The sequence below is a fragment of the Flavobacteriales bacterium genome (assembly GCA_030584065.1).
Taxonomy (GTDB): Bacteria; Bacteroidota; Bacteroidia; order Flavobacteriales_F; family PHOS-HE28; genus PHOS-HE28.
On the sequence record CP129489.1, the window covers coordinates 3249004 to 3262213 of the forward strand.

The 13210-nt window shown below is 66.4% G+C and carries 7 protein-coding genes; 3 read left to right on the forward strand and 4 right to left on the reverse strand.

Features of this window, described 5'->3' with window-relative positions; all coding sequences use genetic code 11:
• Positions 1-85: 85 nt before the first annotated feature.
• From QY325_13515 to QY325_13525, 3 genes are all read right to left on the reverse strand, one after another.
• The gene (locus QY325_13515; protein WKZ65773.1) at positions 86-1756 is read right to left on the reverse strand and encodes a hypothetical protein; all 1671 of its coding nucleotides are present in this window, start codon (positions 1754-1756) and stop codon (positions 86-88) included.
• A 78-nt stretch (positions 1757-1834) separates the two neighbouring features.
• Positions 1835-2470, reverse strand: a complete 636-nt coding sequence (locus QY325_13520) for a T9SS type A sorting domain-containing protein (protein WKZ65774.1) — start codon at positions 2468-2470, stop codon at positions 1835-1837.
• The gene (locus tag QY325_13525; protein ID WKZ65775.1) at positions 2467-4320 is read right to left on the reverse strand and encodes a hypothetical protein; all 1854 of its coding nucleotides are present in this window, start codon (positions 4318-4320) and stop codon (positions 2467-2469) included. The genes QY325_13520 and QY325_13525 overlap by 4 nt, the downstream gene beginning before the upstream one ends.
• Before the next feature lie 206 nt (positions 4321-4526).
• Here QY325_13525 and QY325_13530 point away from each other — a divergent pair, with 206 nt between their 5' ends.
• From QY325_13530 to QY325_13540, 3 genes are all read left to right on the forward strand, one after another.
• Positions 4527-5105: a sigma-70 family RNA polymerase sigma factor gene (locus tag QY325_13530; protein WKZ65776.1), complete on the forward strand. Its 579-nt coding sequence runs from the start codon at positions 4527-4529 to the stop codon at positions 5103-5105.
• Between the two features lie 123 nt (positions 5106-5228).
• Positions 5229-5957 (forward strand): hypothetical protein, encoded by a 729-nt coding sequence (locus QY325_13535; GenBank protein ID WKZ65777.1) that lies wholly within the window; start codon positions 5229-5231, stop codon positions 5955-5957.
• Entirely contained in the window at positions 5957-9193 is a 3237-nt protein-coding gene (locus QY325_13540) for a CHAT domain-containing protein (GenBank protein WKZ65778.1), read from the forward strand. Before QY325_13535 ends, QY325_13540 begins: the two co-directional genes overlap by 1 nt.
• A 156-nt stretch (positions 9194-9349) precedes the next feature.
• Here QY325_13540 and QY325_13545 read toward each other — a convergent pair whose 3' ends face one another.
• Entirely contained in the window at positions 9350-13141 is a 3792-nt protein-coding gene (locus tag QY325_13545) for a T9SS type A sorting domain-containing protein (protein WKZ65779.1), read from the reverse strand.
• Between the last annotated feature and the right edge of the window lie 69 nt (positions 13142-13210).

Sequence of the window (13210 nt, forward strand, 5' to 3'; positions counted from 1 at the left end):
GGCTGGGGTTTTGGTTCAGGGGATTTCGTGAGGTTGGTTCCAAGGCACATCGGTGTGGCCGGCCATTTGTGAACAGCCGTGCCGCTCACTGCTTGATGAAGCGCCCCACCTGTCCGCCGATCTCGAGCAGATAGGCGCCGGGCGCCAGGGCCTCCACGCCGATGGTGCGCGGCGTGCCGGGGGCGAGGCGCCCGCTCAGCAGCACGCGGCCCTGCGCATCGCGGATGGAGTAGGGTGCCGCTGGGCTGCTCTGCGACAGCACGTGCAGGGTCTGTTCGCAAGGCACCGGGAAGAGCAGGAGCGCTTCGGGGTCTTCAGTGCGCATGCCCAGCCCGATGGCCTGATCGAGCCGGCGCACATAGAACTCCTCCGTCTGCACCACCTGCACGGTGAGGACATCATCCCCGCCCAAGGGGTTCATGTCCGTGCTCGCGCGGAAGGCGCCCGTGGTGAGGATGGCACCGTTCTCCGAGAGCGCCAGGCTGCGTGCCGTGATGTAGCCGGTTGCTCCATCGCTGGCCGGAAAGGCGTGCATGAAGCTGCCGTCCGCGCCATCGAGCTTCAGGTGGTAGGCGTTGGTGAAGCTGCTCTGCACGATGGATGTCCCAGGGCCGGGATCCAGGTCAACCGGGCCGCTGAGGGCGCCGATGATGTACGCGTCGCCGTAGCCATCGAGGGCCAGGGCGGTAACGCCGGCGTCCCAGGTCTGGCCCCACACGAGCTCCAGGCCCGCATCGATCTTCATGGCGTATGCGTCGTAGCCGGCGGCTGCCGTGAACGACAGCTCACCGGTGCCTGGGTCCAGGTCGGTGGTGCCTGTATACTCGCCCAGGATGATGATGGAGCCATCCGGTGCGAGCGCGGACCCGTCCACCAGCTCGGTGCCCGTGCCACCGTAAGAGACGCCCTCCACCGGCAGGCCCTGGTCATCGAGGCGGAGCACGAAGCCATCGGTCAAGGATGGATTGCCGGTGAGCGTGATCGTGTTGGGCGCGGTGCCGATGAGCTGCGTGCCGCCGAAGGTGCCCACGACGATGATGCCGCCGGTGCTCGGTGCATGCACGGTGATCGGATTCACCAGGCCGATGCGGCGCACCCATTGGAAGCTCCAATCCGGGCCCAGCTTTACCAGGATGCGCTCGCCCGATGGGTTTGGACCATACGAGACCGCATTGGGCCCAGGGTCCACATCAAGGGTGCCCGAAGGGCTCAGCATGATATAAAGGCTGCCATCGGGGGCGACCGCCATCACGCCATAGTTCAGATCGCCGCTGTTGCCCCAGCTCACCGCCCGGATCAGGTTGCCATCGGCATCGTAGTGCCCCACGAATTGGTCGAACGAGGAGCCGGCATTGAACTGCAACTCGCCGCCCGGAGCGGGATCGGCATCCAGGATGCCCCGGAAGTTCCCGTGCGCGATCAAGCTGCCGTCGGGGTTCACATGCAGGCTGGTCGTATTCACATTGGTGGTGCTGGAAAGCGCGATGGCCCAGGCTAGCGTGCCATCCGCTTCGGCGGTGGCCACGAAGGCGCCATAGCTGCTGCCCGATTCGGAGACGATCAATTGCCCCGGGCCCAGGTCCAGGTCGTGGTTGCCATTGAAGGTGCCAAAGACATGGACGCGGCCGTCGGCACCGGCCTTCACGTGGTCCAGATTGTTCAGCGTGCCCAGCGATCGGGCCCATCCGTAAGTGGGCAGTTGGGCGAACAGGCTGGCGGCGTGCAGCAGGCCCGCGAGGAGGAGAAGTCGTTGCATGGGCATGGGTTTGGTTCAAGGGCACATCGGGGAAGCCGTCCCGATGTGAACGATCACCGCGCCCCCGCCTTTAGCGGCTCAGTGCCGGATGATGCCGATGGTGCTGGTGCCGCTCCCGGCCACCACGCGCGCGGTGTAGCGCCCGGCGGGCCAGCGCGCCGCCTGGATCGTGAGCAGCTGGGCCGTGCTGCGCTCCGCGTGGATCACCCGCCCTAGGGGGTCGATGACCTCCACGATGGCGCCTGGCTCCAATCCGGCCAGATGCAGCAGATCCTGCACGGGATTCGGATAGGCCACGGCCTCGGCGGTCTTCACCTCCACGGCCACCACCTCGCTGAGCATGGTGGTGCCATCATGGTCCGTCTGCCGCAAGCGGTAGAAGCTCAGGCCGCGCAGCGGTGCGCGGTCCACGGTCTCGTAGCTGGTCAACTGCTGCGTGGTACCCATGCCTTCCACTTCCGCGATGGGCTCGAATCGCAAGCCATCGCTGCTGCGCTCCACATGGAAGCCCGCATTGTTCAGTTCGGTGGCTGTGGCCCAGGAGAGGAGCACATGCTCGCCTTCCACCTTGACCGTGAAGTGCAGCAGTTCTACAGGCAGCATGGCGAAGGCTGCGGAGCAGTTCGTTGCACCTCCGCCACCAGTGCCACCGAGGTACTGCGCAGGGCAAGTGAGCGTGATCAGGAGACCTGCTATGGAGATTGCGGTTCTCATGGCATGGTGCGCACGCCGCGGCCGCCGTAGTATCGGTTGCGGTTCGCCGCTGAGCTGTTCATCCCTTCTAGTACCGCGCTCCGGTCCGACGTTCTGCATTGCGCCTGCGACGAGTACCAGTGCCCGCCTCGAAAGCCGGTACCCGCTGTTGCTGTCGGCCAGGCAGCGGCATCGTGATTGCCTGCTGCCGTCAACAGCCCGTTCCCATGGGTCCCCGTGTATGCCCTGCCTTGGCTAACACCGATTGTTATAATCAGTTCTGCAACATTTCCCGATAGATCCAAGGCGCCGTAATAGCCAGCTCCAGCTCGCACGCGGCCATTGTTCGAGGCATGGTGCGCGGTGATGCCGACCCTTGCTGGCCCGTTGATCGTAGGCTGCACCACTCCGCCTGCGCCACCGACCATGGTGGTTCCTGTACCGAGGTATATCGCATTGCCGCCGACCGTTGAATAATTGGTCGTGATCTGCTCGTTGGCCGAGCCCAGGTTGACGAATACGTAGCCGGTTGTCCCGATGGCCGCTGTTCCCCACGGATGTTCGTTCAGCACTTGCACGGCCGGACCTCTGCACGCTTTCTCGTATTCCAGGTCCGATAATGGCCTTAGTCCCGACCAGTCCAGGAATGCTGCCACATCGTACCATGTCAAGAAGTTGCAGGCCACCCAGCGGCCATCATTGGCTTCGTTCGCCACCCCGTCCTGGTCGAGGTCGCAGTAGAACGAGATGGGATCCGTCGCACTGATCGCAGCTGGGCAGCGTATGCCATTGCGATGGCTCACAGCGGCGGCATTTGATAGGACGTAGCGGTTCGTAACAGCGGTGGTGCCTTCAGCCAGGGCGGTTGCTGTCCGTGCATTCTGTTGGGCGCGCGTTAGCTTGTTGAGGAAGTCCACGTAGTCCCCTTGAGCGATCTCGTACTTCATGCAATAGAATGCGGTAAAGCCCTTCGGGAAGGCTGCTGGTACGGGGCCGCTTTGGTCGCCTCCTTCGCCGTTGTTATTGCTGTACCAAAGGTTCCCCGTGCCAGCGCCTATGGAGATTGCCGCTTCGCTTGCGACCAGATAGATGCCGCTGAAATTCGGCTGCATGAAGAAGTCGTTGTTGGAAGTGGATGCCGCTCCAGAACCGAGTCGGAAGCTCCCCCCCGTCACGTACACCATCTCGTGCCCGAAGGCGCACACCTCGATGGGGCCGCCGCTGCCGAGCCCTTGCGTGCCCAGGTTCCAGCGCAGCTCCACGTTGCTGGCCGTGAAAGTGCCCGTGCCGTTCGCGCTGCGGTGGATGAAGGCGCCCACGCCATAGTTGGTGGTGGCGTTGTAGGCAGCGGCCGGGTTCAGCAGGCCCGTGCGGATGGTGCTGCCCGCGGGCGCGAAGTGGGCGGCATCGTTGGCCAGGCGCGCATGCTCCCAGATGCGGATGAAGCGCACCGAAGCTCCCGCAAGTGCCGTGGTGGGCGCCGCGCTGATGGTGACCTGCGTGGCGTTCGGGATGGCGGTGATCACCGTGTTGGCGGCCAGCGCGCCCGTTCCGCCCGTGCGGATCACAGGCATGCCCACGCGCAGCAGGGCCGTGCTGCCCACGTTCAGCGTGGTGCCGGTGCTGCTCACCCCGGTGCGCACGGGGTCGGCGGTGCCCACGCGGAACTTCAGGAAGACCCACGCCGCGTCCCAGTTGCCGGGGGCCACGCTGGTGCGCCAGCTGTTCTGCCAGCTCACCGTGAAACGGGCGTCCACCGTGCCCGCTGTGGTGTTGAAGTCAACCAGCAGGGGCTGCGTGATGGTGAGGTTGTTCGCCCGCGCGCCGGCGAGTGCCAGGCCGGCCAGCAGCAGGGCCCTGCAACGGTTCATGGAGCGGGCGCGCGCGTGCTTCACGCATCCACATCGGGGTCCCCCTCCGGATGTGAACGATCCCGATCCCCGCTTCACCCGCTGTTCACATTCGCCGCGCTCCCCGATGAAGCGGTCGGAGGGCAGGCCAGGCGCCTGTTCGCACCCCCGAACCATGCGTCACCAAGGGCGATCTCCGTATTATCGTGCTCCGCTTCGCTCCCCAAGTGGAAGTCAGAGCCGCCCCTTCGATCGCGGAGCCCGCCTGGGCCTCGGGACTTCGCCGCAACGATGCGGCCACGGTGCGCGCGCTCTACAAGCAGCACCTCCCGGCGGTGCGGCACTACGTGGTGGGCAACAGCGGCACCGCGGACGATGCGCAGGATGTGTTCCAGGAGGCCATGGCCGTGCTCTGGCTCAAGGTGAAGGAGGGCGCCTTGGTGCCCGACAGCGACCCCGGCGCGTTCCTGTTCCGCGTGGCCAAGAACAAATGGCTGGACCAGGTCCGGTCAGCAGCGCACAAGCACATGAAAGTGGTGCACGATGACCGCCTGCACGATGCCCGCATCGATGAGCCGGACGACACCGAGGAGAGGCTCGTGCGGCTGCGGGGCATCTATGCGAAGCTCGACGACAAGTGCCGCACCGTGCTCGACCAGTTCTACTTCGAGCGCAAGGACCTCGCGGCCATCGCGCATGAAATGGGCGTGGAGGAGGAGAGCATCCGCACCATCAAGTACCGCTGCATGATGAAGCTGCGCGCCTTCCGCAAGGCCATCAGCGGCGACGACCAACAAGCGATCTGAAATGCGTTCACCACAGAGGCATAGCGAGCACAGAGGAATACAAGGCAGGAGGGTCGCATGCCTTTGCGCGCTTTCTGCTCCGTGTCCTCTGTGCCTCTGTGGTGAACCGTATTCTCTTTCCGCATGAGCCTGGGCGCATTGGACAGACCCACCTTCGAGGCCATCGAGGCCTACGTGCTGGATCGCATGGCCCCTGCGGAGCGGGCGGCCTTCGAGCAGCGCATGGCCGATGACGCCGCGCTGCGGGCCGAGGTGGAGCTGGAGCGGGAGAACATCCGCGCGGTGGAGCTGGGCGGCATGGAGCGCATCATTCGGCGCGTGCGTGAGGAGCATGCGGTGCGGCGAGAGCAAGGCGGCGGATGGACCACTTGGCTGAAATACGCGGCGGTGGTGGCCGTCCTGTTGGGCGGCGCCCTGTGGTTCATCCTGCGACCCAGCACCAACGAGCGCCTCTTCGCGGAGCACTTCGCGCCCGATCCCGGCCTGCCCGTGGCCATGGGCGCCACCGACGATCCGGCCTTCGCCGATGCCATGGTCTCCTACAAGGAGGGCAAGTACGCCGAGGCGCGCGCCAAGTGGGAGCCGATGGCCTTGGCCCACCCGGGCAATGACACGTTGCGCTACTACCTGGCATCGGCCGCGCTCGGCATGGGCGACGTTGACTTCGCGGTCCCGTTATTGGAAGGCGTGGCCGCCGATCCGGCTTCGGCATTCGCCGGCAAGGCCCGCTGGTATCTGTTCCTGGCCTACATCAGGAAGGGTGAGCGCCAGCAAGCCTTGTCCGTGCCGCTCGACGATGATCCTGTCTATGGGGAGCGCGTGCGGAAGCTGAAAACCCAACTGGCCAAGTGATGCGCTTCATCCTCGCTTTGGGGATGTACGTCTGCTGCGCGGGATACGCGTTCGCTCAGGCGGACCAACTCACCGCGCGCCACGGGCGCATCGGCAAGCTCTACGAGGAGAAGCAGTACGCCGCGCTGGTCGCCGAGATCGATGCGCAGGTGGCGGCTTCAGCAGGCACCCCCTGGGCCGATTCGCTGCACCGCTACCTCTACAAGTACGGACGCGCGCACCGCAAGCTGAAGGACGCTGCGGCCGGCACCGCCGCGGCCGAGCGCATCTACGCCCTGGTGAAAGTGCGCGGCAAGGCCGCCCACGAGCTCGAGGCGCTCTTCGACCTGAGCTGGACCTACTACGACGTGGGCGAGCTGAAGCAGTGCGCGCGCGTGGATTCCATCGCCGTCACCGTGGCCGATCGCGACCCCGCGATTCCCTTGGGCCAGCGCGGACGCGCGCGCCAATACCTCGCGTTCGATTACAGCGTGCTCGGCGATCATCGCAATTCGGCCAAGTGGGCCTTGGCGGCCATCGCGCAATACGAGCAGGCCGATTCCATCCCGCCCGCCCAATGGGCCGAGTCGTACACCGCCGTGGGCGTGGCCAACTGGCACCTGGGGCGCATCCGCGATGCCGAGCGCTACTACCGGAAGGCGCTGGAGAAGCTCGGCGATGGCGAGGACGAGGCCATCCTGATGCGCAAGGTGAGCGCCTACGGCAACCTGGGCGTGCTGTGGCAGAACGCCGGCGACTTCACGCGGGCCAAGCTGAACTACCAGGAGAGCCTCCGCCACAGCGACCGCATCATCGCGGCCACGCAGGACCAATTCACGCGCGATGAGGCCATCGTGAACCGCTCGCGCACCTACCTGAACCTGGCCACGGTCTATTTCCAATCGGGCGATGATGGCCGCGCGCGGGAGCTGCTCGACCGCGCCTGGCGCGATCGCAGCGGCGTGCTCGAGGCCGACGACCCGCAGCTGATCGCCGTGAAGGAGCGCTTCGCCGACCTGGAGCTCAACGCCGGCCACCTCGCCAAGGCGCACGCGCTCCTGCGCGATTACCTCGTGGCATGCGAGCGGAAGTTCGGCCCGCGCAGCGAGGAGTACGTCCGCGCCGCCTCCAAGCTGGGCGAGGTCCTCGCGCGGCAGGAGCGCCATGCCCAGGCCGATTCGCTCTTCGCCCTCAGCATCGCGGCGGGCCGGGCCGCGGGGAACGAGGCCACCGATGCCAACCTGGCGGGCACATTGCTGCGGCGCGCGCGCATGCGCATGCGCACCGGCCGGTGGGCGGAGGCGCTCGCCGACCTGGAGCGGGCGCGCGCCGTCTTCGTGAACACCTACGACAGCCTCCACCACCAGGTGGCGCTGGTGGACGCGCTGCGCGCGGAGGCCGCCTTCGGCGCGGGCGATGCGCGCGCGGCGCTGGACCACGCCACCCGCGCCCTGCGCATCCTCGACGACCGCGCGCGCGCCTTGCGGGCCAACACCCTGCCGCGCGCCTTCCCCGAGCCGCACATCCTGCCCGACGCCGTGTACTGGAAGGTGCGCGCGGCCATGGCCCTGGCGGGCCCCGCGCCCGAGGCCGCGCAATGGACAAGCTGGAACGCCGACCTCGACCTCGCCATCCTCTCCCTGGCGCGCAACAAGGCCGCCGTGGACGACGAGGCCTCCAAGCTCCTGCTCGTGGCCGCGCAGAAACGCCTCTTCGAGCTCGCCATCGATTGCGCCTTCGCTTCTCGCGATGCGCTCGGGGCCGAGACCGCCGCGGAGCGCTTCCTCGCCGTCTCCGAGGCCAGCCGCTCCACCTTGCTGAAAGGACGCTTGAACGCGTTCAAGGGGCTGCGCTTCGCGGGCCTGCCCGATTCGCTGGCCACGCGGGAGCAGGAGATCATCGCCAGCCTCGCGGTCGGCGCCGATGAGGAGCATGGGGCCGCCCGGCTCCTGGAGGCGGAGCAGGCCTATGCCGCCTTCCTCCAGCGCCTGGAGCGCGATCATCCCGCCTACTTCGCGCTGCGCTATGGCGAGGCCACGGTGACCGTGGATGAAGCGCGCCGCAGCCTGCTGAAGCCCGGTCGCGCGCTGGTGGCCTACGCGCGGACCGCCGCCAACCTCTACGCCCTGGTGGTGACCGCCGAGCGGGCCGACCTCGTGCGGCTCGACGCGGCCGACCTCGACGATCGCGTGTCCGCGCTGAGCCAGGCCATCGCGGAGCGCGATGCGGAGCGCTACGTCCGCACCGCGCACGCGCTGCACGCGCAAGTGATCGCGCCCTTGTCCGAGCGCATCAGCGGGCAGGAGCTGCTCATCATCCCTGATGGGCCGCTGCACCTGCTCAGCTTCGAGTGCCTGCTCACCGCGCCGGGCGGCCCGAATGATTTCAGCCAGCATTTGCTGCTGCGGCGCCATGCCATCGCCTATCTGCTCAGTGCCACCACGGCCGTGCAGTTCGCGCAGTTGGCGCGCCACCGGGCCCATGGCGCGCTCGCCATCGCGCCGGGCTTCACCGACGAGGTGAAGCAGGCCTACCTGGCGCGCGTGCGCGACAGCAGCTTGGTGGACCGCGATTACCTGCGCTACGTGCGCCAGCCCTTCGCCCTGCGCACGGCCGAGGGCTTGGGCAGCTCGATGCGCGCGCAGTTGCTGCTGGGCGCACAGGCCACGGAGCAGGGCTTCCGTGAGAAGGCCGCGCAGCATGGGATTCTGCACCTGGGCACGCACGCCGAGATGAACGCGACGAACCCCATGTACTCGCGCCTCGTGCTCAGCAAGGACGGCGCCGGTGCGGACCCCGACGCCGATGGCTACCTGCACGCGTACGAGATCTACGAGCTCGACCTGCGCGCCCAGCTGGCCGTGCTCACCGCCTGCGAGACCGGCACCGGCACGCTCGATGCCGGCGAGGGCGTGCGCTCGCTGGGCTACAGCTTCGCCTACGCGGGCTGCCCCAGCCTGGTGATGTCGCTCTGGAGCATCGATGAGCAGAGCTCCTCCGCCATCATCGCGCGTTTCTATGAGCTGCTTGCCGATGGCCTGCCGAAGCACGAGGCCCTGCGCCAGGCCAAGCTCGATCATCTCGCGAAGGCGGATGGAGAGCTCGCGCTGCCCTACTACTGGGCGGGGCTGGTGCTGGTGGGCGATGCGGAGCCGGTCGAGGTCGGCCGGCCGGCGTGGCCGTGGTATCTCCTTGCTGCGCTCGCGCTGTCGGCTGCGGTGCTCCTTTGGCGACGATGCGCACGGGGCGGGGTGTGAGCAGGAACCGCCGGAGCCGTCCGCTGTTCGCTGCAGGCTCCATGACCGGCGCGTGCACCGATGGACCGCCTCGTTTCCTGATCGACCGATCGCTAACGCAGCGGCCCCCACCGTTTCCGATGGGGGCCGCGCTCCAGGGGTCCGTTCAGCCGAGGCCTACTTCTGGATCACCAGGCGCTCGGTGTAGCTGTCGGCACCGGCGGTGATGCTCACCACATACATGCCGTTGGCGAGTTCGCCGTTCAGTTCCAGCATGGTGTTCACGAAGCCGTCCTGCACGGGGATGGTGCGGGCGGCCACGCGCTTGCCGAACAGGTCGAAGATGTCGATGCTCACCGTCTGCACGCCCTGGGCCACCGCGCTCAGGCTGAGCATCAGCTGGTCGCCCTGGTTGGGGTTGGGGTAGAGGCGCAGGGTGCCGGCGGCGGTGCCGGTGCCGGTGGGCTGCCCGGCCAGCGCATTGGTGCAGGTGGTGGTGAGCAGGCACACATCGCCCCAGGGATCGCTGCTGTGGCACCAGGTGGCGCCGCCATCGAAGCTGGCGCGCACGTCCACCTCGTAGGTCTTGCTGCAGGCGAGTCCGTTGGTGTTCACCCAGTACTGCCCGACGGCGCTGTTCTTCACCAGCTCGAAGTTCTCGGCGGGCAGGCGGAAGCGGAACTGGTAGCGGTTGGCGCTCACCCAGTTGCAGTTGGCGTTCATGCGGCGCACGGGCTTGGCATGCACCAGGCTGGCCTGGCTGGTGCCCACCGGGCGGGTCTGTCCGCAGCTCAGGTATTGGTTGCCGGGGATGTCCATGAGCTTGGTGCGGGGGCATTGCGCAGCGGCGTTGTTCACCACCAGGCGGCAGGCGGGCCCCCAGGGCAGGTAGTTGCCGGCGATGCGTCCGCGCACCTTCACGTTGTAGAGCACGCCCTCCTGGAGCTGGTTTCCGCTCCAGCTGTTGAGCTGGAAGTGGCAGGCGCGGGTGGCGCTGGCGGGCAGGCCGTTGGAGGCATTGTGACTCTGGAAGCGCTTGAAGCTGTAGCCGCCGTTGGGGTTGTAGAGCCACATCTGGTAGCCGCTGTTGGCGTTGCTCACGCCGTACTGGGCGCTCACGGCCGGGTTGTCATTGGCCACCACGAACTCGCCGCCGCAGGGGCTGGTCTTCCAGTCCACGCGGTCGCAGCTGGTGAAGATCAGGCGGTCGCTTCCCAGGGGGAGGCAGAAGCCCTCGAGGCCGTCGATCTCGCTGTAGACGCCGCTGGTGAATCCGCCGTTGCCGAAGGCATCGGTGAGGTTGTCGATGAGGCGTGCGCCGCTGTTGATCTTCAGCTGGTAGCCGCCGCCGGCGATGCCGTCGCCGCCCTCATCCATCACGGTGAGGTAGAAGCAGCCATCGGGCAGGCAGGTGGCCTCGCTGTACTGGCTCACATCGGGGTAGATGCCGCCGCCGGCCTGCACCAGGTTGTTGGTGCCTTGCTCGCGGAGCTCCCAGGTGATCAGGCTCACGCCATCGGGCTGCCAGATCAGGTCCAGGTCGGTGGTGCAGGCGTTGTTCGGCGTTCCGGCGCAAACACAGCCGGCCTGCAACACGTCGTTGGTCGTGTTCGAGTTGCCATCATCGCATGGGCTTCCGATTACCCCAGGCTCCCCGGCGCAGTCATCCGCATCATTCGCCACGAAACCTGGCGGCGCAGCGCAGGTGAGCACGCTCTCGCTCGGATCGCCGAAGCCATCGCCATCGTTGTCGGCATACCACAAGGTGGGCGCCACCACGGTGAGGTCCACGCCATTGTCCGAGCTGATCACCGCCGGATCGGTGCTGCGCACACGGATGCGATAGCCCGTCCCCGCAGGAGTGTTCAAGGGAACTTGGAACACCAATTCGCCGAAGAGCGCATTGAAGCCGGCGAACGCGACAACGGTGGGCGAAGCAAAACTTCCAGCAACATCGCTCAACTCCACCACCCAGTTGTTCCCCGGGAAATTGTAGCTGCCCGTGGCCGTCATGAACACGGAGTAGTTGGTCGTGTTGTCCGCGCAGAGGGGTGTGGGCTCGAAGGTGAAGCTGATGGTATTGATGGGCTGACCGATGCAATTGCAATTGCTGTCGAGCACATCGTTCGATGTGTTCGGGTCTCCATCATCACAGGCGGCGCCCGGCTCCAGCACGGTCACCGTCACCGGCACGCGCTGGCTCTGCAGCTGGCCGTTGAAGTTGGCCACGTAGTAGGTGGTGGAGCTGGTGAGCACCGGCGTGGTGAAGGTGGCCGTGGTGGCCAGCGGCACGGTGGCCTCGGGGCTGTCGTACCAGCGGTAGTCGTCGCCACCGGTGGCGGTCAGCGTGACCGATCCGTTCCCGCAGACCGTGGCTCCCTGCGCGGTGGGCAAGGGGACATCGCCATTGAAGAAGTACTTGTCGGCGAGGTAGGTGTTCACCTGTTCGAGCTCCTCTGCGGTGAGCTCCCTGTCGTAGTAGATGATCTCGGCGATATCCCCGTTCAGCACCTCTGAGATGCCGGGATAGCCGCTGTAGCCGATGTGCTGGGGGAAGGAGGCGGGCTGGTTGTCGGCGACCGTGCTGGTCGTCGCCAATATGCCGCTTTTATAGAAGTCGAAGGAGGTGTCGGCGTTGCGGTGCAGGGTGACGATGCCCCATGCGTTGGGCGGTAGCGGTGCCACACTGAAGCCAACGGTCCCCACGCCATCGAAATAGGCATAGTTCGATGTGGTGGCGCCGAACTGCCAAGTGACGCCGGGGCTGTTGTACCAGGTACCGCAGATGTGACCGAAGCCCTGTCCGCTGGTGGAGCTCGGGCCGTTCACCCGTGCTACGGCGAACACGGCGCCCCGCTTGTTCGGGAAGGTGACGAAGGCCGGTGTGGCCAGACCGTTGTTCAAGCCGTTGAAGCGGACAACAGGAAGGTCATTGACCTCGTTGTTCACCACCACCGGAGGCACCCCGAAGGAGGGGGAGGCGTGGTTGGCGCTGCCGCTCTGATCCAGCCATTGGGTCACGGTGCTGCCGTCGCGCAGCAGTCCTCGGTCGGCGCGCAGCCACAGACGAAGGCCATTGGTGGGTACCTCAGCAGGCTGGAGGCCGATGCGACGTACGGCGCCCCCGAACTGGCAGATCCAGATGTTACCGTCAGGGTCCACGGTAATGCCGGAAGGCTCGGAGAACCGGGCCAGGTTCAGCGGGCCATCCAATGTGGCGTTCGTGCCATCGCCGGTCACAATGCTCAGGGCCCCTTGGGGGGTAAGGCTCAGTATGCGGTGGCCGGTGACCCCGGTGATGTAGATGTTGCCGGTGCTCTGGTTCACGTTGATGGCGAATGAACCGGCCAGGTCGGGGCTGGTAGCCAGCAGGGAGGGGGTTCCGGAGGGCAGCGCGATGCGATACACGCGTCCGGGGGAGCTGTATCCGATCGTGGCGATCAGGTTACCGGTGGGTTCGATCGCAAGGTGCTCCAATCGGTTGCTCGGGCCGGATACCCCGGTGATGCCGAGATTGCCAACGACGACGGTCACGGCGCCACCCGGTGCCACCTTGAGGATGCGCTGGGAAGAGTACTCGCCCACATACAGGTTCCCCTGTGCATCCGCAGTGAGCCCACGGGGCAGACTGAAGCCCGAGGCATAGACCGTGGCCGGACCACCGCCCGGCGGTATCAAGGAGACCGTTCCGGCCAGGTGGTTCGTTACATAGATCTCCCCACCGGGCATCCTCACCAGTCCGGCGGGTAGGTTGAACCCCGAGCCCGAATACACCGTGGGCGTGTTGTTGGCATCGAGCTTCAGCACGCGGTTGCCCGTGCGGTCGCACACATACCGGTTACCCTGGGGGTCCACCGCCAGGCTTTCCAGCTGGCCAAGGCCGGTGTTGGTGGTGGAGACGAACTGGGCGGACAGGCTGCCGACCAATGTGAAACCAGCAATTGCAGCAAGGAGAGGTCTGAGCATCATGGGATTCGCTGATCCGCGAAGGTCCTCGTTTTCGGCTTCTTCGTCAATACCCCAGGTCCCGCGTGACGC

Coding starts and splice junctions, on each gene's coding strand:
- QY325_13515 (WKZ65773.1), bottom strand. CDS start 1,756: ATGCAACGACTTCTCCTCCTCGCGGGCCTGCTGCACGCCGCCAGCCTG.
- QY325_13520 (WKZ65774.1), bottom strand. CDS start 2,470: ATGAGAACCGCAATCTCCATAGCAGGTCTCCTGATCACGCTCACTTGC.
- QY325_13525 (WKZ65775.1), bottom strand. CDS start 4,320: ATGAACCGTTGCAGGGCCCTGCTGCTGGCCGGCCTGGCACTCGCCGGC.
- QY325_13535 (WKZ65777.1), top strand. CDS start 5,229: ATGAGCCTGGGCGCATTGGACAGACCCACCTTCGAGGCCATCGAGGCC.
- QY325_13540 (WKZ65778.1), top strand. CDS start 5,957: ATGCGCTTCATCCTCGCTTTGGGGATGTACGTCTGCTGCGCGGGATAC.
- QY325_13545 (WKZ65779.1), bottom strand. CDS start 13,141: ATGATGCTCAGACCTCTCCTTGCTGCAATTGCTGGTTTCACATTGGTC.